Origin of the sequence: Pseudomonas sp. FP2254 (assembly GCF_030687695.1) — a bacterium.
GTDB classification, from domain to species: domain Bacteria; phylum Pseudomonadota; class Gammaproteobacteria; order Pseudomonadales; family Pseudomonadaceae; genus Aquipseudomonas; species Aquipseudomonas quebecensis.
Window position 1 is genome coordinate 2,034,433 of sequence record NZ_CP117444.1, and the last position, 22,351, is coordinate 2,056,783.

A 22,351-nucleotide genomic window follows, 5' to 3' on the forward strand; every position below is an offset into this window, starting at 1 on the left:
GGTTAGCAGGAGACACAATGAGCACGCAGCCTTTGATCCATGGAACGGTTCCGCAGCGCCTGGCGCATACCCGTGAGCTGATGAGCCGCGAAGGCATTCATGCCCTGCTGGTGCCGTCGGCCGATCCGCATTTGTCGGAGTACCTGCCGGGTTACTGGCAAGGGCGACAATGGCTGTCCGGATTCCATGGCTCGGTGGGCACGCTGGTTGTTACCGCCGACTTCGCCGGTGTTTGGGCCGACAGCCGTTACTGGGAGCAGGCAACCAAGGAACTGAAGGGCAGTGGTATCGAGCTTGTGAAGTTGCAGCCGGGCCAGCCCGGCCCCTTGGACTGGCTTGCCGAACAGACACCTGAAGGCGGCGTGGTTGCGGTGGACGGCGCGGTGATGGCGGTCGCGTCGGCGCGAACCCTGAGTGCCAGGCTGGCAGAGCGTGGCGCGCGCCTGCGCACCGACATCGACCTGCTCAATGAGGTCTGGAAAGATCGCCCGAGCCTGCCCGAGCAGCCGATCTATCAGCACCTTCCGCCACAGGCGACTGTCAGCAGAGGCGAGAAGCTCGCTGCGCTGCGCGCCAGTTTGAAAGAGAACGGCGCCGATTGGCATTTCATCGCCACGCTGGATGACATCGCCTGGTTGTTCAACCTGCGTGGCGGTGACGTGTCGTTCAACCCGGTGTTTGTGTCTTTTGCATTGATCAATCAGCAAAAGGCCACGTTGTTCGTGGCATTGGGTAAAGTCGACGCCGAGTTGCGCGCTGCGCTTGAGCAGGACGGCGTGACGCTACGTGACTACAACGAGGTAGCGAACGCGCTACGTGGCGTTCCGCCGGGCGCCAGTGTGCAGGTTGACCCGGCTCGCGTGACAGCCGGTCTGCTGGAAAACCTGGATGCCGGCGTCAATCTGATCGAAGGGCTTAACCCGACCACACTGGCTAAATCGCGCAAGAGCCTGGCCGATGCAGAGCATATCCGCCGGGCCATGGAGCAGGATGGCGCTGCGTTGTGCGAATTCTTCGCCTGGCTGGACAGTGCGCTGGGACATGAGCGCATTACCGAGCTGACGATCGATGAGCGCCTGACGGCTGCGCGTGCGCGTCGTCCCGATTATGTATCGCTGAGTTTCAACACCATTGCGGCATTCAATGCCAATGGCGCTATGCCCCATTACCACGCCACCGAAGAAGAGCACGCGGTTATCGAAGGTGATGGCCTGTTGCTGATCGATTCGGGTGGCCAGTATCTGGGCGGCACTACGGACATTACACGGATGGTGCCTGTCGGTACGCCGAGCGATGAGCAAAAGCGTGACTGCACTCGTGTGCTCAAGGGGGTGATTGCGTTGTCCCGTGCGCATTTCCCCAAGGGTATCTTGTCGCCGTTGCTGGACGCGATCGCTCGTGCGCCGATCTGGGCCGATGGCGTGGATTACGGACATGGCACGGGCCACGGCGTAGGTTATTTCCTCAACGTGCACGAAGGCCCGCAGGTGATTGCCTATCAGGCCGCGCCTGCGCCGCAGACTGCGATGCAACCCGGAATGATCACGTCTATCGAACCCGGCACCTACCGCCCTGGACGTTGGGGTGTGCGAATCGAAAACCTGGCGTTGAATCGCGAGGCGGGCAGGACTGAGTTTGGTGAGTTCCTCAAGTTCGAAACCTTGACCTTATGCCCAATCGACACCCGTTGCCTGGAGTCTTCCATGTTGACGGCGGATGAGCGCGCGTGGCTCAACGCTTACCATGAACAGGTGCGTGAGCGCTTGAGCCCTTTGCTCAGCGGTGCGGGGCTTGAATGGTTGCAGGTGCGTACGACGCCGATTTGATGATTGCCATTTCAAGTGGGCGTCGGCCAGGCAGTCGACGCACGCTTTGAGCCCGACTACTTGCAAATCACGATCATGCTGCGACTGGTATAGCCGGCAGGGTTCAGGCCGAAAGGGTAGTCACCTGGCTCTTCGGAATTGTCACCGGACTTCGCGATGACCCGGTAGCCCTTGGTGCCGCAGGAATGGGTTGCGCTGGTGTAGCACTGATCCCAGGAGGAGGACAGGCCGGAGCAGTTGATGTGCAGTCCTTTTTTGCCTCTTTTCACTTCTGTTTTTGTGGTCGCCGCACAGCCAGCAATCGCTACGACCATCAACAGTATCAAAATTCGTTTCATTCCCATCCTTAAATAGCCGCTTCGCAATGTTTGAAGTCGGCTCTATTCGCTCTCGAGCGTAGCGTTCGTGCTGTCCTTGTCGAAAAACTCCATGAATGCGATTGGTTTGCTGGCTAAACATGGCCTAAATGCGCTGCAAATACCAGATCTACATGCGTTGATGACTTAATCCGCCGGGACCAGCGGTTTGGACTCCTTACGCATGGTCAATGTGGCTCCGATGGATGCCAGAATGATGCAGGTGATGGCCATCCACTGCGCTATGGATAAGTGCTCCTGAAGGAAAAACAGCCCGGACAGCGCGCCGAAAGCCGGCTCGATACTCATGAGCGTGCCGAAGGTGCGGGCGGGCAGACGCGTGAGCGCAATCATCTCAAGTGTGTAGGGCAGGGCGGTGGAGAGAATGGCCACTCCAATGCCAATCGGGATCAGCGCTGGCGTCAGAAGGGCGGTGCCTGCGTGGACAATGCCGATAGGTGCCACGAACAGTGCGGCGATCAACACCCCCAGAGCAGCGGTTTGGACGCCATTATCGTTCCCCGCCTTCTGCCCGAACAGGATATAGAGTGCCCAGCAGATCCCCGCGCCCAGGGCATAGCCGGCGCCGAGCAAATCAATTCCGTGGCTGGCTTCACCCAAAGGAATCAAGAGCAGCAGGCCGACGATCGCGAGGGCTATCCACAGGAAATCGACCGCTCGGCGCGAGGTATAGATGGCGACGGCAAGCGGGCCGGTGAATTCAAGCGCTACGGCGACACCCAGTGGGACGCTGCGCAGTGACATATAAAAGAGGAAGTTCATTCCGCCCAGGGCCATCCCGTAGATGATTACAGTACGCAGCGATTTGGCTGTCAGCCTTGCGCGCCATGGGCGCAGTAGAAGCAGCATGATCACGCTGGCGAAAATCAAACGTACGGTCGTTGTTCCTTGCGCACCGACGATAGGAAACATACTTTTGGCCAATGAGGCGCCGGTTTGAATGGACGCCATGGCGATCAACAGCAGGCCGACGGGAAAGAATGTCGATACCAGGCTGCGAGAAGAGGAGGTCATTAGTAATGGGTCCGGGTCATGTTCGGGAGGCAGGCCCTATATGATGCTCAAATGAACATGGCTGAGCAATATATTGCTCAGTTTAGAGTGTGTGGGCCTGCTTTTAGATAACGTAAGGTACTTTTTCAGACAGTTGATAGAAAAATCAAATTAACGCTTGACGGCAGATTCCAGAAGTCTATAATTCGCCCCACTTCCGGCGCAGTCGAAACGGAAAACTCCTTGGTAAACAAAGAGTTACGCAGAATTCGATAGCGGATCGCTTCAGTTCATCGAAGCTCAGAAGGAGTTGATGGGGCAAGGTTGTTTGGCTCTATTAACGTTTCGATCTTCTCGGTCGAAAGCGGAGAAAAAGAGGTGTTGACAGCAGCGTGTAACGCTGTAGAATTCGCCTCCCGCTAACGAGAGATCGGAAGCGCAAGTGGTTGAAGTTGTTGAAGAAATCTTCGAAAACTTCTGAAAATAATCACTTGACAGCAAATGAGGCTGCTGTAGAATGCGCGCCTCGGTTGAGACGAAAGATCTTAACCAACCGCTCTTTAACAACTGAATCAAGCAATTCGTGTGGGTGCTTGTGGAGTCAGACTGATAGTCAACAAGATTATCAGCATCGCAAGTTGCTCCGCGAGAAATCAAAGATGTAACCAACGATTGCTGAGCCAAGTTTAGGGTTTCTTAAAAACCCAAAGATGTTTGAACTGAAGAGTTTGATCATGGCTCAGATTGAACGCTGGCGGCAGGCCTAACACATGCAAGTCGAGCGGTAGAGAGAAGCTTGCTTCTCTTGAGAGCGGCGGACGGGTGAGTAATGCCTAGGAATCTGCCTGGTAGTGGGGGATAACGTTCGGAAACGGACGCTAATACCGCATACGTCCTACGGGAGAAAGCAGGGGACCTTCGGGCCTTGCGCTATCAGATGAGCCTAGGTCGGATTAGCTAGTTGGTGGGGTAATGGCTCACCAAGGCGACGATCCGTAACTGGTCTGAGAGGATGATCAGTCACACTGGAACTGAGACACGGTCCAGACTCCTACGGGAGGCAGCAGTGGGGAATATTGGACAATGGGCGAAAGCCTGATCCAGCCATGCCGCGTGTGTGAAGAAGGTCTTCGGATTGTAAAGCACTTTAAGTTGGGAGGAAGGGCCATTACCTAATACGTGATGGTTTTGACGTTACCGACAGAATAAGCACCGGCTAACTCTGTGCCAGCAGCCGCGGTAATACAGAGGGTGCAAGCGTTAATCGGAATTACTGGGCGTAAAGCGCGCGTAGGTGGTTTGTTAAGTTGGATGTGAAATCCCCGGGCTCAACCTGGGAACTGCATTCAAAACTGACTGACTAGAGTATGGTAGAGGGTGGTGGAATTTCCTGTGTAGCGGTGAAATGCGTAGATATAGGAAGGAACACCAGTGGCGAAGGCGACCACCTGGACTGATACTGACACTGAGGTGCGAAAGCGTGGGGAGCAAACAGGATTAGATACCCTGGTAGTCCACGCCGTAAACGATGTCAACTAGCCGTTGGGAGCCTTGAGCTCTTAGTGGCGCAGCTAACGCATTAAGTTGACCGCCTGGGGAGTACGGCCGCAAGGTTAAAACTCAAATGAATTGACGGGGGCCCGCACAAGCGGTGGAGCATGTGGTTTAATTCGAAGCAACGCGAAGAACCTTACCAGGCCTTGACATCCAATGAACTTTCTAGAGATAGATTGGTGCCTTCGGGAACATTGAGACAGGTGCTGCATGGCTGTCGTCAGCTCGTGTCGTGAGATGTTGGGTTAAGTCCCGTAACGAGCGCAACCCTTGTCCTTAGTTACCAGCACGTTATGGTGGGCACTCTAAGGAGACTGCCGGTGACAAACCGGAGGAAGGTGGGGATGACGTCAAGTCATCATGGCCCTTACGGCCTGGGCTACACACGTGCTACAATGGTCGGTACAAAGGGTTGCCAAGCCGCGAGGTGGAGCTAATCCCATAAAACCGATCGTAGTCCGGATCGCAGTCTACAACTCGACTGCGTGAAGTCGGAATCGCTAGTAATCGCGAATCAGAATGTCGCGGTGAATACGTTCCCGGGCCTTGTACACACCGCCCGTCACACCATGGGAGTGGGTTGCACCAGAAGTAGCTAGTCTAACCTTCGGGGGGACGGTTACCACGGTGTGATTCATGACTGGGGTGAAGTCGTAACAAGGTAGCCGTAGGGGAACCTGCGGCTGGATCACCTCCTTAATCGACGACATCAGCTGCTCCATAAGTTCCCACACGAATTGCTTGATTCATTGAAGAAGACGATAAGAAGCAGCCCGAAATTGGGTCTGTAGCTCAGTTGGTTAGAGCGCACCCCTGATAAGGGTGAGGTCGGCAGTTCGAATCTGCCCAGACCCACCAATTTTGTGTGGGAAACGCCTGTAGAAATACGGGGCCATAGCTCAGCTGGGAGAGCGCCTGCCTTGCACGCAGGAGGTCAACGGTTCGATCCCGTTTGGCTCCACCACTACTGCTTCTGTTGTATAAAGCTTAGAAATGAGCATTCCATCACTGCGATGGTGAATGTTGATTTCTAGTCTTTGACTAGTTCGTTCTTTAAAAATTTGGGTATGTGATAGAAAGATAGACTGAACGTTACTTTCACTGGTAACGGATCAGGCTAAGGTAAAATTTGTGAGTTCTCTTAATTGAGAAATTCGAATTTTCGGCGAATGTCGTCTTCACAGTATAACCAGATTGCTTGGGGTTATATGGTCAAGTGAAGAAGCGCATACGGTGGATGCCTTGGCAGTCAGAGGCGATGAAAGACGTGGTAGCCTGCGAAAAGCTTCGGGGAGTCGGCAAACAGACTTTGATCCGGAGATGTCTGAATGGGGGAACCCAGCCATCATAAGATGGTTATCTTGTACTGAATACATAGGTGCAAGAGGCGAACCAGGGGAACTGAAACATCTAAGTACCCTGAGGAAAAGAAATCAACCGAGATTCCCTTAGTAGTGGCGAGCGAACGGGGACTAGCCCTTAAGTGGCTTTGAGATTAGCGGAACGCTCTGGAAAGTGCGGCCATAGTGGGTGATAGCCCTGTACGCGAAAATCTCTTAGTCATGAAATCGAGTAGGACGGAGCACGAGAAACTTTGTCTGAATATGGGGGGACCATCCTCCAAGGCTAAATACTACTGACTGACCGATAGTGAACTAGTACCGTGAGGGAAAGGCGAAAAGAACCCCGGAGAGGGGAGTGAAATAGATCCTGAAACCGTATGCGTACAAGCAGTGGGAGCCCACTTTGTTGGGTGACTGCGTACCTTTTGTATAATGGGTCAGCGACTTATTTTCAGTGGCGAGCTTAACCGAATAGGGGAGGCGTAGCGAAAGCGAGTCTTAATAGGGCGTCTAGTCGCTGGGAATAGACCCGAAACCGGGCGATCTATCCATGGGCAGGTTGAAGGTTGGGTAACACTAACTGGAGGACCGAACCGACTACCGTTGAAAAGTTAGCGGATGACCTGTGGATCGGAGTGAAAGGCTAATCAAGCTCGGAGATAGCTGGTTCTCCTCGAAAGCTATTTAGGTAGCGCCTCATGTATCACTGTAGGGGGTAGAGCACTGTTTCGGCTAGGGGGTCATCCCGACTTACCAAACCGATGCAAACTCCGAATACCTACAAGTGCCGAGCATGGGAGACACACGGCGGGTGCTAACGTCCGTCGTGAAAAGGGAAACAACCCAGACCGTCAGCTAAGGTCCCAAAGTTATGGTTAAGTGGGAAACGATGTGGGAAGGCTTAGACAGCTAGGAGGTTGGCTTAGAAGCAGCCACCCTTTAAAGAAAGCGTAATAGCTCACTAGTCGAGTCGGCCTGCGCGGAAGATGTAACGGGGCTCAAACCATACACCGAAGCTACGGGTATCACGTAAGTGATGCGGTAGAGGAGCGTTCTGTAAGCCTGTGAAGGTGAGTTGAGAAGCTTGCTGGAGGTATCAGAAGTGCGAATGCTGACATGAGTAACGACAATGGGTGTGAAAAACACCCACGCCGAAAGACCAAGGTTTCCTGCGCAACGTTAATCGACGCAGGGTTAGTCGGTCCCTAAGGCGAGGCTGAAAAGCGTAGTCGATGGAAAACAGGTTAATATTCCTGTACTTCTGGTTATTGCGATGGAGGGACGGAGAAGGCTAGGCCAGCTTGGCGTTGGTTGTCCAAGTTTAAGGTGGTAGGCTGAGATCTTAGGTAAATCCGGGATCTTAAGGCCGAGAGCTGATGACGAGTCATCTTTTAGATGACGAAGTGGTTGATGCCATGCTTCCAAGAAAAGCTTCTAAGCTTCAGGTAACCAGGAACCGTACCCCAAACCGACACAGGTGGTTGGGTAGAGAATACCAAGGCGCTTGAGAGAACTCGGGTGAAGGAACTAGGCAAAATGGCACCGTAACTTCGGGAGAAGGTGCGCCGGTGAGGGTGAAGGACTTGCTCCGTAAGCTCATGCCGGTCGAAGATACCAGGCCGCTGCGACTGTTTATTAAAAACACAGCACTCTGCAAACACGAAAGTGGACGTATAGGGTGTGACGCCTGCCCGGTGCCGGAAGGTTAATTGATGGGGTTAGCTAACGCGAAGCTCTTGATCGAAGCCCCGGTAAACGGCGGCCGTAACTATAACGGTCCTAAGGTAGCGAAATTCCTTGTCGGGTAAGTTCCGACCTGCACGAATGGCGTAACGATGGCGGCGCTGTCTCCACCCGAGACTCAGTGAAATTGAAATCGCTGTGAAGATGCAGTGTATCCGCGGCTAGACGGAAAGACCCCGTGAACCTTTACTATAGCTTTGCACTGGACTTTGAATTTGCTTGTGTAGGATAGGTGGGAGGCTTTGAAGCGTGGACGCCAGTCTGCGTGGAGCCATCCTTGAAATACCACCCTGGCAACTTTGAGGTTCTAACTCAGGTCCGTTATCCGGATCGAGGACAGTGTATGGTGGGTAGTTTGACTGGGGCGGTCTCCTCCTAAAGAGTAACGGAGGAGTACGAAGGTGCGCTCAGACCGGTCGGAAATCGGTCGTAGAGTATAAAGGCAAAAGCGCGCTTGACTGCGAGACAGACACGTCGAGCAGGTACGAAAGTAGGTCTTAGTGATCCGGTGGTTCTGTATGGAAGGGCCATCGCTCAACGGATAAAAGGTACTCCGGGGATAACAGGCTGATACCGCCCAAGAGTTCATATCGACGGCGGTGTTTGGCACCTCGATGTCGGCTCATCACATCCTGGGGCTGAAGCCGGTCCCAAGGGTATGGCTGTTCGCCATTTAAAGTGGTACGCGAGCTGGGTTTAGAACGTCGTGAGACAGTTCGGTCCCTATCTGCCGTGGACGTTTGAGATTTGAGAGGGGCTGCTCCTAGTACGAGAGGACCGGAGTGGACGAACCTCTGGTGTTCCGGTTGTCACGCCAGTGGCATTGCCGGGTAGCTATGTTCGGAATAGATAACCGCTGAAAGCATCTAAGCGGGAAACTAGCCTCAAGATGAGATCTCACTGGAACCTTGAGTTCCCTGAAGGGCCGTCGAAGACTACGACGTTGATAGGTTGGGTGTGTAAGCGCTGTGAGGCGTTGAGCTAACCAATACTAATTGCCCGTGAGGCTTGACCATATAACACCCAAGCAATTTGAGTCGAAAGGCCAGATTGCGGTGTGTGAAGACGCAATGAACCGAAAGTTCGACGCTCACAAAACACCGACAGCTGTCACATACCCAATTTGCTGAAGCGAGGCCATCTGGTCACGACTCAGTACCCGAATTTCTTGACGACCATAGAGCATTGGAACCACCTGATCCCATCCCGAACTCAGCAGTGAAACGATGCATCGCCGATGGTAGTGTGGGGTTTCCCCATGTGAGAGTAGGTCATCGTCAAGATTAAATTCCGAAACCCCAATTGCGAGAGCAGTTGGGGTTTTGTTTTGCGCGCTCGAAAAGCGCCACGGGCGTCAGCGCGAGTACTGTTATCAGCCATTGCGCCTGCACACGCCTCGTCATTGCTGCGGCTTTACCGCTGTGGTCGACGTACGGTTCTCGGTCACGGCGATACACTGGTTTTCTCGTCTGATGAATAGGCACCGCCGAGTACCGTTGAAGAAATCGATGCAAAGTGTTTCTGCATTTTTGGTATGGTGCAGCACATTTTCACAGGGATTGATCTTTATCCGCAGGACGCGGCGTCGACCTTCTTCAAACGAGATGCTGTAGAAATGCCTGAACCCATACCTATCAAAGACCATGAAAAAGAGAATCGACTGGTCAACAAGCGCCTGCTCGCCTGCGCAGTGTTGGTCATGGGTATCACCTGCGCTCTGGTGGGGCGCATGTACTTCCTGCAAGTGGTGCAGTTCGACTACCACTCCACGATCTCTGAAAATAACCGTGTCCATGTGCTGCCCATCACTCCGACGCGTGGGTTGATTTACGACCGAAACGGCGTAGTGCTTGCCGATAATCGGCCCAGTTACAACCTGACCATTACTCGCGAGCGCACCACTGACCTCAAGAGTGAACTCGATGCCATCGTCAATTTGTTGCATCTACCCACTGAAGACCGTGCGTTGTTCGATAAGGCGCTCAAACAGGCGCGCCATCCTTTTGTCCCGGTGACACTGTTTTACGAGCTCACAGAAGAACAGATTGCCGTTCTGGCAGTGAATGAGTTCCGCTTGCCTGGGGTCGACGTCGAGCCACAGTTCGTCCGGCATTACCCCCTGGGGCCGCACTTTGCTCATTCCATTGGTTATGTAGGACGGATCAATGAGAAGGAGTCCAAAGCACTCGACTCGGTGGAATACCGCGGCACGCAGTCGATCGGCAAAACCGGGATCGAGCGCTTCTACGAGTCCGAACTCCATGGCCATGTAGGCTATGAAGAAGTCGAGACCAACGCTCAGGGCCGGGTGCTTCGCGTACTCAAACACACCGACCCGATCCCTGGAAAAAATATCGTCCTGAGCCTCGACGTCAAACTTCAGGAAGCAGCAGAGCAAGCTTTGGGTGATCGCCGAGGTTCGGTGGTTGCGCTGGACCCGCAAACGGGCGAAGTGCTGGCCATGGTCAGCAAGCCCAGTTTCGACCCGAACCTCTTCGTCACCGGCATCAGTTTCAAGGAATACGCTGCACTGCACGACTCCATTGACCGACCGCTGTTCAATCGTGTCCTGAGAGGCCTGTATGCGCCCGGCTCGACCATCAAACCCGAGGTGGCCATCGCCGGTCTGGACAGCGGGGTCGTCACCGCTCAAACGCGCGTGTTTGACCCTGGGTACTACCAACTGCCCGATTTTGACCATAAGTACCGCAACTGGAACCATAGTGGTGATGGCTGGGTTGATATGGATGCCGCCATCATGCGCTCCAACGACACCTACTTTTACGATCTGGCCCATAAGCTGGGCATCGACCGCTTGCATGACTATTTGGCCGAATTCGGCCTGGGGCAGAAAGTATCTCTGGATATGTTCGAAGAGTCAGCCGGTCTGATGCCGTCCCAGGCCTGGAAACGCGCCACTCGACGCCAACCATGGTTCCCGGGTGAAACCGTGATCCTCGGCATCGGCCAGGGCTATATGCAAGTCACTCCGCTGCAACTCGCCCAGGCAACTGCCTTGATCGCCAACAAAGGTGTGTGGAATCGCCCGCACCTGGCCAAAACCATCAACGGTGTACCGCCGGTAGACGAAAACCCCATGCCCAACATCGTTCTCAAGAATCCGCGCGACTGGGAACAGGTCAACCATGGGATGCAACTGGTCATGCACGACCCACGCGGCATTGCGCGCGCGGCTGCGCAAGGCGCGCAGTATCGTATTGCTGGCAAGAGTGGTACTGCGCAAGTGGTGGCGATCAAGCAGGGCGAGCGCTACAACCGCGAGAAGACGCTTGAACGCCACCGTGATAACGCCTTGTTTGTAGGTTTTGCCCCGGCCGAACATCCGAAAATCGTCATTTCGGTCATGATCGAAAACGGTGAGGCCGGTGGTCGCGTTGCAGGCCCTGTGGTGCGGCAGATCATGGACGCCTGGTTGCTCGATCAGGAAGGGCACCTCAAGCCGCAATATGCGACACCGACAAAGGCCCCTGGAGATCCACGCGTCTGACTCATGCTTGCCATGTTTCCAATCTCTACGTCCTCATAGGCGAGCCATGGCCAGATGTGCGAAGTGGGCCTTACGCCTGGATCGTCGCTCCACCTTCAGATGTGACTTTTCAGGCTCCGCACTCGATAACGAATCCCCTTACAAAAGCAACTTCCATTCAGTGCGTCAGTCATATCGTAGAGTCAGGTAATGGACGGGTCATCATCATTGCTTACAACTTGAGGTTGCGCATTGTTTGATGTCACCTAGGGTCAATGGAGGAGGTGACTTATGCACGTATTAGATCGCATAGAGCGAAAAATCCTGCTCAACGCTTCACGTAAAAAAGTATGGGACGCGCTGACGAACGCCGAGCAATTCGGCAAATGGTTCGGTGTCGCCCTCGAAGGCAAAACCTTCGTCGAAGGTCAGAGCATCGAAGCACCTATCACCTATCCCGGTTATGAACACGTGGTCTGGAAGGCCAGCATCGAGAAAATCCTGCCACAAACGTTGTTCGCGTTCAGGTGGCATCCCTTCGCCGTGGATAAAAATGTCGACTACGACAAGGAAACTCCGACCCTGGTGGAATTCACCATCGAGGACCGTGCGCCGGCGATTCTGCTGCGGGTAGTCGAGTCCGGCTTCAATGCCGTACCTGAGGCGCGCCGGCAGAAGGCGTTCAAGATGAACTCCCGTGGCTGGGACGAGCAAATGGGCAATATCGAAAACTACCTCAAAAAATGACGCCGGCCATCGAGCCAACTACTCAAGCGTCTGACTAGGCAACCGTGAGCTATTGCCGGAATGATCACGACGGTCAACTGCGTTTAACAATGCGGGAACACCGAGTGGATGCGGCTTTAAGGCGAGGTCAGGTATAAAACCTGCTCGTCATGAGCATTACTTCACGCCCTGAGCCCTGTGCCGCGTAGAATCACCAGCTAAAAGCGATTCCTGAGGTGCGGCACGGTGGAGTTACAGCAGGGTTTTGTCCTGACCCGGCATTGGCGTGATACCCCGGCGGGCACGGAGGTCAGCTTCTGGCTGGCCACCGACCAGGGGCCACGGTTTATTCGCCTACCCGTGCAAACCTCGGTGATGTTTATCCCCGAGGCGCATCGCAAACCGCTGGATTGGCTGCTCAAGGGCGAGCGCGATATCGAATTGCGACCACTGCAACTGTGTGATTTCCATCATCGCCCCGTCCTCGGACTGTATACCCGCCAGCATCGCCAATTGATGGACCTGGAAAAACGCCTGCGGGCCGCAGGTGTCGATGTGTACGAAGGCGATGTACGCCCGCCGGAACGCTACATGATGGAACGTTTCATTACCGCGCCCGTCTGGTTCGACGGTACGCCGGACGGCACAGGCGCTCTGTCGGACGCGCAGATGAAACCCGCGCCGGACTATCGTCCGCCACTCAAGCTGGTGTCCCTGGACATCGAGACCACCGCCCAGGGCGACCTGTATTCCATCGCACTCCAGGGGTGTGGAGAGCGCCAGGTATACATGCTCGGGCCGCCCAACAAAAACGATGCGGTGGACTTCAAGCTCGACTATTGCGACAGCCGCGCCCAATTGCTCGAGCGTCTTAATGAATGGCTGGCAACCTTCGACCCCGACGCCATCATCGGTTGGAACGTGGTGCAGTTCGATTTGCGGGTGCTCCATGAGCACGCCCAGCGCCTCAATGTGCCATTGCTGCTCGGGCGCGGTGACGAGGCCATGAGTTGGCGCGAGCACGGCAGCCGCAACCATTACTTCGCGGCGGCGGCGGGACGCTTGATCATCGACGGGATCGAGGCGTTGCGGTCGGCGACCTGGAGTTTCGAGTCCTTCAGCCTGGAAAACGTTGCGCAAACCCTGCTCGGCGAAGGCAAGGACATCTCCACCCCGTACCAACGCATGGACGAAATCAACCGCATGTTCGCCGAGGACAAGCCTGCCCTGGCACGCTACAACCTCAAGGACTGCGAACTGGTCACACGGATTTTCGAGAAGACCGAGCTGCTCAAGTTCCTGCTGGAGCGCGCCAGTGTCACCGGCTTGCCGGCTGACCGTAACGGCGGTTCCGTCGCCGCGTTCACTCACCTCTACATGCCGCTGATGCACCGCCAGGGCTTCGTTGCGCCGAATCTGGGCGACAAACCGCCCCAGGCCAGCCCCGGCGGATTCGTCATGGACTCTCGCCCCGGTCTTTACGAGTCGGTGCTGGTCCTGGATTACAAAAGTCTCTACCCGTCGATCATCCGCAGTTTCCTGATCGACCCCGTGGGCCTGATCGAAGGCCTCAAACACCCCGACGACAGTGATTCGGTCGAAGGCTTTCGCGGTGCACGGTTTTCCCGCACACGTCATTGCCTGCCGTCGATAGTCGCGCGCGTGTCGGAGGGGCGTGAAGTGGCCAAGCGCGAACACAATGCACCGCTGTCCCAGGCGCTCAAAATCATCATGAACGCCTTCTACGGGGTGCTCGGCTCCAGTGGCTGCCGGTTCTTCGACACCCGCCTGGCCTCATCGATCACCCTGCGTGGTCACCAAATCATGCGCCAGACCCGCCAGTTGGTTGAGGCCCAGGGTTATGAGGTGATCTACGGCGACACCGACTCCACCTTTGTCTGGCTCGGCCGCGCGCACTCACAGGAGGACGCCAGTCGCATCGGCCAGGCGCTGGTCAGGCACGTCAACGATTGGTGGCGCGCGCACTTGAGCGCCGAGTTCGGCCTGCAGAGCGCCCTGGAGCTGCAATATGAAACCCACTTCACGCGTTTCCTCATGCCGACCATTCGCGGCGCCGAGGAGGGCAGCAAGAAGCGTTACGCCGGCCTGGTCGTGCACGGCGACGGCCGCGAAGACATGGTTTACAAGGGGCTCGAAACCGTGCGCAGCGACTGGTCGCCGCTGGCCCGACAGTTCCAGCAGGAGCTTTACCGGCGCATCTTTCACCGTCAGCCGCACCAGGCGTATATCCGCGATTACGTGCAACGAACCTTGAGCGGCGAATTCGATGAGCTGCTCATCTATCGCAAACGCCTGCGACGCCGGCTGGACGATTACGAGCGCAATGTGCCGCCCCACGTGCGTGCCGCGCGCCTGGCGGACGAGTACAACGACCGCCTGGGCCGCCCGCGCCAGTACCAGCGCGGTGGCTGGATCAGTTACGTGATCAGCGTCAACGGGCCTGAACCGCTGGAGGTGCGTCGGGCGCCCATCGACTACGATCACTACGTCACCCGCCAATTACAGCCGGTGGCCGATGCGATTCTGCCCTTTGTGAATGACGACTTCAGCACGTTGGTCGGCGGGCAGATGGGACTGTTCTAAAGCGCTTGCACTGAGCGGTCGCATGTCTGCACGCTTGGCCTTCTTCGACGCGCAATCAAGGAGAATTCCCGATGTACACGCTCTACGGCACCGACGAGTCCGGCTCATGCATGATCGAAATTGCCCTGCAGCGTTGCGCAGTGCCGTGGCATCGGGTGGACGCCAGCTCCTGGCACGAAGGTGAGGGCAGCGATGCCTTGGCGCGCATCAACCCCCTCAAGCAGATCCCCACGCTGGTCACGCCGGACGGCCAGGTGTTAACGGAAAGCGCAGCCATTCTGATCCACCTGGGCCTGGCATTTCCCGATGCGCACCTGCTGAGTGGCGACCGCGCGCAGATCATCCGCGGCCTGGTGTACATCGCGGCCAATTGCTACTCGGCGATTGGCATCATCGACTACCCGCACCGTTGGTTGGGCGACGCGCCGGACGCAGTGCAGGCGCAACTGGTCAGCGGCACACGGCGTCACCTGCATCAGGCCTGGGTGATATTTGCCGAGCAGTTTGCCGAGCAGTTGTTTGCCGACAACGGTGAGCCGAATGCGCTGGGCCTCATGGCGGCGACGGTGTCGCGCTGGGACTCGGCGCGAGAGGCGTTGAGCGCCCTGGCGCCAGGCTTTGCACAAACGCTGGCGCGCGTGGATGCCGACCCCGTCGTGGCACCCGTGTTTGCCCGGCATTGGCCGCAGTGGAAGGTGTCGTAATGTTTCTGCAATCAAGCGAAACAATCGTCGTGACCCTCCTCAACCCCTTGCGTCGCGGACGTCCTGACCTACGCTTTCTCAAAGTGCTGTAGGAATCATCCTTGAATTTGACGGTCGCAGACATGAAACTCAAGAACCCTGCATGGAATTCAAAGGAGGTGCGCATGCTCATCCGGTCGCTGACCCTGGCTACCTTGATGGCGTTTACGGGGCCGCTGTTGGCGGCTGACGATATCAACCCGCTCAAACAGGACCTAGGCAAGGCCCGCCCGCTGGTGGTGGTAGAGCTTGATTCCGGCAACGATACGTTGGCCAAGCTCAAGAAGGCGCTGGACGAGCCGGCCACCAAGCAGTCCTTTGAAGAACGCAGCATGGTGTTCTACACCGTCAAGTTCGGCAGCATCGGCGCCGAAGGCGAAAAGTTCGCCAAAGACCCTAAAGACAACAAAAAACTCACCCCGCCGGAAACCAACGCCTTGATCCGCGCCCTCAAACTTGGCGCCGGCAGCGGTACCAAAGTGATCCTGGTCGGCAAGGACGGCGACAAGAAGCTCGAGAAGACCGTGCCACCGGATACCCTCGACCTCAAGGAATTCTTCAGCGCCATCGACCAGATGCCCATGGCCGAAAAGGAAGCCGCGGCGGCACCTGAGCCGCAACCAGCGGCACCTGCCCCGACGCCGGCCAAGGGCGCCAAGCCTGCCAAGCACGGTAGCAAGCCAACTGCGCAGCCATTGGACGATTAACCTCGCCAGGAGCGAGCACGCTCGCTCCCCACACCTATTCCTAGCGCCTGCGCACCGGAAACGGAAAATAGAAAAACCGCAGGGCCGCCACCCGCTTGATCACTTCCCCGATCAGCAATGGCACCACCACGGCCACCACAAATCCGATGCACGCCGCGGCAAAGTCATGCAGCCCGAGGCGCACCAGCAGGTCCACTGTCTTGTGCTGGATCTCGCCATGGAAGATCAACAGGATCAAGGTGGACTGGCCAATGTAGGTCATCACCCGCGTCAACAGTAGCGACGCCATGATCACCTTCGCAAGTGCCCAGCACAGATACACGCCGATCACCGCCAGCAGGCTGGTCCACAGCCAGTGATCGTAGCGACGCTGCGCCAGGTCCATGGTGGCATGGCTGTAGAGGAACACCGCGGCGAACAGCACCACCGACACCAGCAGTGTCAGCCAGGAACCGCCGTGGGTCCGCAGCCAATCGCGAAGTAGGTAACCATAAACAAAACACGCACTGCTGATCAGCGTGATGTCCAGGCTGAACGGCAGGCCGGGCAGCACCCAGGTGTGCTCGCCGATCGTGACCGGCAGTTGCCAGAACCAGGGCAGCATCCAGATGCCCAGCAGCAGCGGGACGATCATTACGGTGCAGCTCAGCGCCAGCGACAGGCGCTGGATCAGCCGCAGCAGCACCCAGCTGAACACAATCGCTACCCAGAAGTGCGGCAGGAACCATAGCGCCTGCCACGGTATGGTGCCCACCGTGGCATACAACACGCCACCGATGTCCGGCAGCAAAGGTTGGCCGCGCAGCACATCGCGCACGATCACATACACCAGCATGGTGAAAAAAAATGGTTTGAGCAGGCCGTCCGCCTTGCGCACCGCCATTTCCATAAACGGCTGTTCCGGTTTGAAAAACACCCCGGACAGGAAGAAAAACAACGGCAGCACAAACGATGCCAGGATCGGATACAACACGTCCGGCGATGTGGCGACGAACCAGCTGTGGGCATACACGATCACCAGGATGCCGATGCCTTTGGCGATGTCCATTTGAATCCAGCGATGTTTCACCTCAGTGCTCCCGTTCGATGACAGCAACTCATGCTTTACGCCACGGCTTGAGCCACAGCCCCATACCCAGCATCACTCCCGCGCCGGCCAGCGTGCTCAGCCCCAGTTGCAGCCATACCCCAGGCACCGGGAACAGCAGCAGCGCCGCCAGGCCCAGCAGCAGCGCACTGAGCAGCCAGTGACGAGCCCAGGGCAGAGCGTCGAGCAACGCCTGGCGCTGCATCAACAACAACGCCGTGCAGATCACGCCCGCCAGCGCGGCCAATGGGATGCCCGCCAGGCCAACCATAAACGGCAGGGCGCCCAGCAGCAGTACATTGACCAGGCTGCCCAGCAGCTCGCAGCGCAGCGGCTGGCGAGTGTCGCCGGCGGCGTAGGCGTAACGCGCGAGCAGGGCATTCCATGCGCCGAACACCAGCGGTACGGCAAACCAGGCCAGCAGCAGCGGCAGCGGCGAATCCAGCGATTGGCTGGGCAGCAGCAGCGCCACCAGGCTCGGCGCGGCGGCGACCAGGCCGACGCCCGCCGGCAGGGTCAGCACGCTGGCGGTCTGCAGGCCGCGCTTGAGCAGGGCCAGGCGCTCATCGCCCTGGCGTCGGCTCATCATGCCCAGCAGCACCTGATTGAGGCTCATCAGCGCAATCAGCGGCAGGTTCATCAGCTTGCGCGCCAGGTTGACCCACGTCACCGCGCCTTCTCCCAGCAGCGACGCCACCAGGCGCTCGATCAAGGCCAGGCCCTGGCTGGCGCCGTTGCTCAGCAGCAGCGGGCCGATGCGCTGGCCCAGTTCCCGCAGCGGCGCAGCGCTCAGTTGCCAACGCCACGGGCGCCAACCCTGGCGCCAGATCGACGGCAGTAGTGCCAGCGGCATCAGCAGGCTGCCGGCCAGGCACGCCAGCGCCAGTGAGTGCGGCTGTGTGGCGCTGCCCGCGACGGCGAGGTAAGTCACCGGCGGCAGGTTGAACAACAACGAGCCCAGCCCCGCCAGCACAAAGCGTTCGCTGGCCTGCAAGGGAATGCTGAACAGGGCGTGCAGCAGTAATCCCGGCACGCACCACGCGACGATCTGCAGGTTATTGGCGGCCAGAGCCGTGGCGCTGTTCGCCAATCCAGGCCCCAGCACCTGCACCAGCCAGGGTGCCAGCCACATCAACAGCAGGCTGGTCAGCAGCGCAATCAACAGCAGGGCCGGAAACAATACCGCCAGCCAGTCCAGTCGCTCGCGCTCCTTACGCGCCAGGTACAGCGGCAGTGCGGCGGCGCTCAGCACGCCGCCGGCCAACGACATGCGCAGCGCTTCGGGCAGGAACAACGCGATCAGGAACGCATCGCTGCGCTCGCCGGCGCCCCACGCCGCCACCAGCAGCCACTCGCGGGCAAATCCCAGGCACAGGCCCAGCAAGGTTGCCAGGGTCAGCCACGCGGCGGAGCCGAGCATCAGAAGGGCGCACCATCAATCAGCGGTTTACCGTGCGCCACCCGCTTGACCTGCGGCACGCGCGCCGGGAACAGCCGCCGGGCCTCCAGCACATTGATCCCCACCATCAGCCAGAACAGCGCCACCATCACCACCGCGAAACTGAAGTAGTGGTCGAACAGGCCGCTGACCAGCGCCGACAGGATGCCGGCGGTGGTGCCGAGCCACAACGCATTGTCCTTGGTCAGGCGGATCGGGCCTTTATCCGGGCGTGCCTCGCGCCACCAGCGTACCGTCACCGCAACAAACAACAGCATGCCGGCCAGGCCGATCTTGTAGATGTAGTTCAGCCACAGGTTGGAGATCCCCAGCAGGTGCGAACCGGGCACCGGTGGGTCTGCCTTGAACCCGATGCCCAGGGGATAGGAGGCCACCGCCTGCGGGAACATGCGGTACTCGTCGAAGCGCACCTCGGTACTCGCATTGCTCGAGGAAAAGATGGTTGCCAGTCGGTCCTGCAGCGGTGGATAGGCGAGCACCAACGCCACGGTCAGCGCCGCGCCGATCATCAGCAGGCGCCCGGTGTACGGCACCCGTCGAATGGCCATCCACATCAACACCAATGCCAGGCTCACCATCGCCCCACGGCTGCTCGCCAGCAGCAACGCCGCCGCACCCAGACATGCCACGCCCAGGCCGAGCGCGCGTCTCCAACCTTGCTCGGTCATGCCGAAGCAGAACGCCAGCGGCAGCAGCAAGGCCATGATCCCGCCGATGGCGTTCGGGTGGGTCCAGGGCGAACCCATGCGCGAGGACATGGCTTCCAGGCCGAACTTGAGCATGTCGAAGTTGGCGTAGTTGAACATTGCCAGAATCGGCGCAATGCCGGCGCCGGAGCGGGTGCGCACGAACACTGCGATCGACAGCAGCAGCATCGCCAGGGTGCCCAGCAGCAGGGCGATCACCAGCGCCTCGCGGTGTTTACGTTCCACCAGCAGCCTGGCGGCGAGAAACACCCCTGACAGGTTCAACAACCAGCGCAGCCAGTTGGCCACGCCGCTGGTGTCGGCCTGGACGGTGACCTGCCCCACAATGAAGGGAAACACGCTGAACAGCATCAGCCACAGCAGCATCTGGTCGGTGGGCCGCGTCGCCAGGCTCGGCGTGGCCGGCAGGCGTGACAGAAAGCTGTGCCACACAATCGCGCCCCAGGTCAGGGCCAGGATCGCTTCGCTGACCGTGCTGCGAATGCCGAGATTGACCGTGGAGTACGGCATGAACGTCGCCATCCCCGCAAACAGCAGCAAGCCCCACAGCGGGAACCGCAGGATGGTCACCACGCCCGCCAGGCCGATCACCGCCAGGAATGCCTTGGCCGGGGACAGCAGCAGGGCCAGGGCACCAAACAGCAGGCCGAAGAGAATCGCGACGAGACTGGCCAGGTTCACTTTCACTTCAGTTCCTCGATCAGTTCGCCCAGGCGCTGGCGATAGGCGTGGTGATTGAAGTGCTCGGCCCACAGGCGGCGTTGTTCGGGCGAGTCCTCGGCGGGCCGCTCGCTCAGGGTGAGCATCAACTGCATCAGCGCCGGACCGTCGGTGGGAGAAAAGCGCGGCGCAGTGGGTGGCGTGATTTCATCCAACGAGGTGCCGCTGGCCACCGCCACCGGGGTGCCCACGCTCAGCGCCTCGATCACCGGCAGGCCGAAGCCCTCGGCGTACGAGGGTTGCCACAGGCGTTCGGCGTGGCGATACAGCGCATGCAACTCGGCATCCGACACGCCGCTCAACGCCCGAATCCCCGGCAGTGCGCGCTGGGCTGGCGGCAAATGCTCAAGGCTGCCCACCAGCACCAGTTCCGGTACCGCAGGTGACTGGCGTCGCGCCTGCTGCCATGCCTCCACCAGAAACGGCACGTTCTTGCGCAACTCGCGGGTGCCTACCAACAGCCAGTAGCGCGCGGGCAGTTGGCGCGCCGTGAGGTCGGCGGCCAGCGCGCTAAACCCGTCGACCTGATTGGGCAGCACGCGAATCTTGCCGGTGGCCTTGGGGAACAGCCGCGCGGTCTCGTCCGCGCTGTACCGCGACGGCGTCCACACGCGGTCGGCACTGTGCACCGCGTAGGCAATCGACAGGCGATCGCTGGTCTTGTAGATCAGCGCCTTGAGACGATTGGCGTGATAGTTCTGCAAGGTGATCTGGAACAGGTCGTGCAGCAGCACCACGGTGCGCAGGCCTTGTGGCTTGGGCGGCAACGGCAGGCCCATGTTGAACGTGCTGATATACAGGTCGATATGCTGCTCGCGCAGCGCACGCGGCAGAAAGCCGGCCTCGAAGCGCAGGCGATTGTGCGGCTGGTGCATCGCGGTCTTCGCGCAGCCCCAGACCGGGCAGTGGGCCTGCAAGCGGGTTTCATCGCCCAGGGGCGCGACGGTGAAGCGCTCCAGTTCGATCTCCGGCAGCGTGTACAAGGCGCTTTCCAGCGCATACACCTGGCGACTGATGCCCGATTGCGGCGAGGTGCCAACGGTGCGGTAATCCAGGCCTACACGCATGCGGGCTCCTCGTGGGGGTGCGGCGCCAGGGCGGCATACACCTGCTCCAGCTGGCTGGCGGCAACGTTCCAATCATGGGCGCGGCGCACATAGGCGCGGCCCGCTTCGCCCATCGGCACGGCGGCTTCGGGGTGCTGCAGCAGACGCACCACGGCATTCGCCAGGCCGCCGGCGCTTTGCCCGCCGAGATAGTCCAGACCTTCCACCAGATCCAGCCCCGACACACCTTGCTCGGTGCTCGCCAGCGGCAGGCCGGCGGCCAGGGCTTCCAGCACCTTGAGCTTGGAGCCGCCACCGTGGCGCAGCGGCGCCAGGAACACCGAACAGCGAGATTGCAATTGCAGCAGGTCGGGCACAAAGCCTTGCCATTCGATACGCGGGTCCGGCCAGCGCTCGCGCCAGCTGCCGGGCATGCCGAAGCCGCACACGCTCATGCGCGCCTCGGGGCAGTGCTCCCAGACCTTCGGCAGAATCTCTTCCAGCGCCCACTCGATAGCATCCACATTGGGTGCATATTCATAGTTGCCCAGGAACAGCACACGCTGGGTCGCAGGGTCCGAACGCGCGCCGGCGAAGTGCGCGCAGTCCACGCCGTTGACCACCACCGACAGCGGTTTGCCGGCGATGGTTTCCAGCACTTGGGCGTCGCTGGTGGTAACGGCCACCACCTGGGCGGCCTGGCGCATCACCCGTTGTTCCCAACGCTGGTAGCGCCATTGGTCATAGCGGATAAACGGCAGCGACCAGCGCGGCAGCCGGTCATAGGTGGCGGCACCGAGGGCCGACTCTACGTTGTGCTCGGTCAGCACGAAGGGTTGGCGCTGACGCGCCAGCGCCTGTTCGTAAGGCTGGAAGGTGTAGGAATGTTCGATCTGCACCACGTCCCAGTGCTCGCTCAGTAACTGCTCGAAGCGCGCCTGCAGCGCTGCCGACAGCCCGTTGACACTGGCCAGCAGCGGGTAGGGTGCGAACAACCCTGCCAACAGGGTCGTGAAGCTGCGCAACGGGCGGCGGGGCAGGATGATCACCTGTTCAAGAAACGCCTCCAGCACCTGGCGGTCGGCGGGCGCCACCGGGTGTTTGTCGTGCAGCAGCAGGGTGATCCGGTGTCCGCGCGCGGCCAGGCTGCGCAGCAGGTGGAACTGGCGCGTCTTGCCGCCGCTGGTGGCGGGCCAGGGCGAGTAGGGCAGGATCCATAAAATGCGCAT

Annotated in this window: 13 protein-coding genes, 2 tRNA genes and 3 rRNA genes; 11 read left to right on the forward strand and 7 right to left on the reverse strand. The window is 58.7% G+C overall.

Going from position 1 to position 22,351, the window contains the following annotated elements:
- Positions 1 to 17 precede the first annotated feature (17 nt).
- A complete protein-coding gene (locus tag PSH94_RS09505) occupies positions 18 to 1,826 on the forward strand; it encodes an aminopeptidase P family protein (protein ID WP_305437234.1) in 1,809 nt (602 codons plus the stop codon).
- A gap of 56 nt (positions 1,827 to 1,882) precedes the next feature.
- On the opposite strand, the gene PSH94_RS09510 is transcribed toward PSH94_RS09505, so the two are convergent.
- The gene (locus PSH94_RS09510; protein ID WP_181079883.1) at positions 1,883 to 2,164 is read right to left on the reverse strand and encodes a hypothetical protein; all 282 of its coding nucleotides are present in this window, start codon (positions 2,162 to 2,164) and stop codon (positions 1,883 to 1,885) included.
- 165 nt (positions 2,165 to 2,329) lie between these two features.
- Positions 2,330 to 3,217: a threonine/homoserine exporter RhtA gene (rhtA, locus tag PSH94_RS09515; RefSeq protein ID WP_305437236.1), complete on the reverse strand. Its 888-nt coding sequence runs from the start codon at positions 3,215 to 3,217 to the stop codon at positions 2,330 to 2,332.
- A gap of 695 nt (positions 3,218 to 3,912) precedes the next feature.
- On the opposite strand from rhtA, the gene PSH94_RS09520 reads away from it, so the two are divergent.
- The 10 genes from PSH94_RS09520 to PSH94_RS09565 all read left to right on the forward strand — a co-directional run bounded on the left by PSH94_RS09520 (position 3,913) and on the right by PSH94_RS09565 (position 16,103).
- A 16S ribosomal RNA gene (locus PSH94_RS09520) occupies positions 3,913 to 5,449 on the forward strand.
- A gap of 82 nt (positions 5,450 to 5,531) precedes the next feature.
- Positions 5,532 to 5,608 (forward strand) — tRNA-Ile (locus tag PSH94_RS09525).
- Positions 5,609 to 5,638: 30 nt separating this feature from the next.
- Positions 5,639 to 5,714: transfer RNA gene (locus tag PSH94_RS09530), tRNA-Ala, on the forward strand.
- 246 nt (positions 5,715 to 5,960) lie between these two features.
- Positions 5,961 to 8,852: ribosomal RNA gene (locus PSH94_RS09535) — 23S ribosomal RNA — on the forward strand.
- A 151-nt stretch (positions 8,853 to 9,003) separates the two neighbouring features.
- Positions 9,004 to 9,119 (forward strand): 5S ribosomal RNA (rrf, locus tag PSH94_RS09540).
- Together the 16S, 23S and 5S rRNA genes with 2 tRNA genes alongside form the textbook arrangement of a ribosomal RNA operon.
- A 332-nt stretch (positions 9,120 to 9,451) precedes the next feature.
- On the forward strand, positions 9,452 to 11,344 hold the full coding sequence (gene mrdA / locus PSH94_RS09545; RefSeq protein WP_266249707.1) for a penicillin-binding protein 2: 1,893 nt from the start codon (positions 9,452 to 9,454) through the stop codon (positions 11,342 to 11,344).
- A 270-nt stretch (positions 11,345 to 11,614) separates the two neighbouring features.
- Positions 11,615 to 12,070 carry an SRPBCC family protein gene (locus tag PSH94_RS09550; protein WP_305437239.1) on the forward strand — a complete coding sequence of 152 codons (456 nt, stop codon included), beginning with the start codon at positions 11,615 to 11,617 and terminating at the stop codon, positions 12,068 to 12,070.
- A gap of 225 nt (positions 12,071 to 12,295) precedes the next feature.
- The gene (locus tag PSH94_RS09555; RefSeq protein ID WP_305437241.1) at positions 12,296 to 14,653 is read left to right on the forward strand and encodes a DNA polymerase II; all 2,358 of its coding nucleotides are present in this window, start codon (positions 12,296 to 12,298) and stop codon (positions 14,651 to 14,653) included.
- 71 nt (positions 14,654 to 14,724) lie between these two features.
- Positions 14,725 to 15,357, forward strand: coding sequence for a glutathione S-transferase (locus tag PSH94_RS09560; protein WP_285429088.1), 633 nt, complete (start codon positions 14,725 to 14,727; stop codon positions 15,355 to 15,357).
- A 164-nt stretch (positions 15,358 to 15,521) separates the two neighbouring features.
- On the forward strand, positions 15,522 to 16,103 hold the full coding sequence (locus tag PSH94_RS09565; protein WP_181081351.1) for a DUF4174 domain-containing protein: 582 nt from the start codon (positions 15,522 to 15,524) through the stop codon (positions 16,101 to 16,103).
- Positions 16,104 to 16,143: 40 nt separating this feature from the next.
- Here PSH94_RS09565 and PSH94_RS09570 read toward each other — a convergent pair whose 3' ends face one another.
- The 5 genes from PSH94_RS09570 to PSH94_RS09590 are packed head-to-tail and all read right to left on the reverse strand — an operon-like array spanning position 16,144 to position 22,351.
- A complete protein-coding gene (locus tag PSH94_RS09570) occupies positions 16,144 to 17,172 on the reverse strand; it encodes an acyltransferase family protein (RefSeq protein WP_305437243.1) in 1,029 nt (342 codons plus the stop codon).
- 28 nt (positions 17,173 to 17,200) lie between these two features.
- Positions 17,201 to 18,610, reverse strand: coding sequence for a lipid II flippase MurJ (locus tag PSH94_RS09575; RefSeq protein WP_305437245.1), 1,410 nt, complete (start codon positions 18,608 to 18,610; stop codon positions 17,201 to 17,203).
- Entirely contained in the window at positions 18,610 to 20,037 is a 1,428-nt protein-coding gene (locus tag PSH94_RS09580) for an O-antigen ligase (protein WP_305437726.1), read from the reverse strand. Before PSH94_RS09580 ends, PSH94_RS09575 begins: the two co-directional genes overlap by 1 nt.
- A 2-nt stretch (positions 20,038 to 20,039) precedes the next feature.
- Positions 20,040 to 21,143: a glycosyltransferase family 1 protein gene (locus PSH94_RS09585; RefSeq protein WP_305437246.1), complete on the reverse strand. Its 1,104-nt coding sequence runs from the start codon at positions 21,141 to 21,143 to the stop codon at positions 20,040 to 20,042.
- On the reverse strand, positions 21,134 to 22,351 hold the full coding sequence (locus PSH94_RS09590; RefSeq protein ID WP_305437248.1) for a glycosyltransferase family 4 protein: 1,218 nt from the start codon (positions 22,349 to 22,351) through the stop codon (positions 21,134 to 21,136). The genes PSH94_RS09585 and PSH94_RS09590 overlap by 10 nt, the downstream gene beginning before the upstream one ends.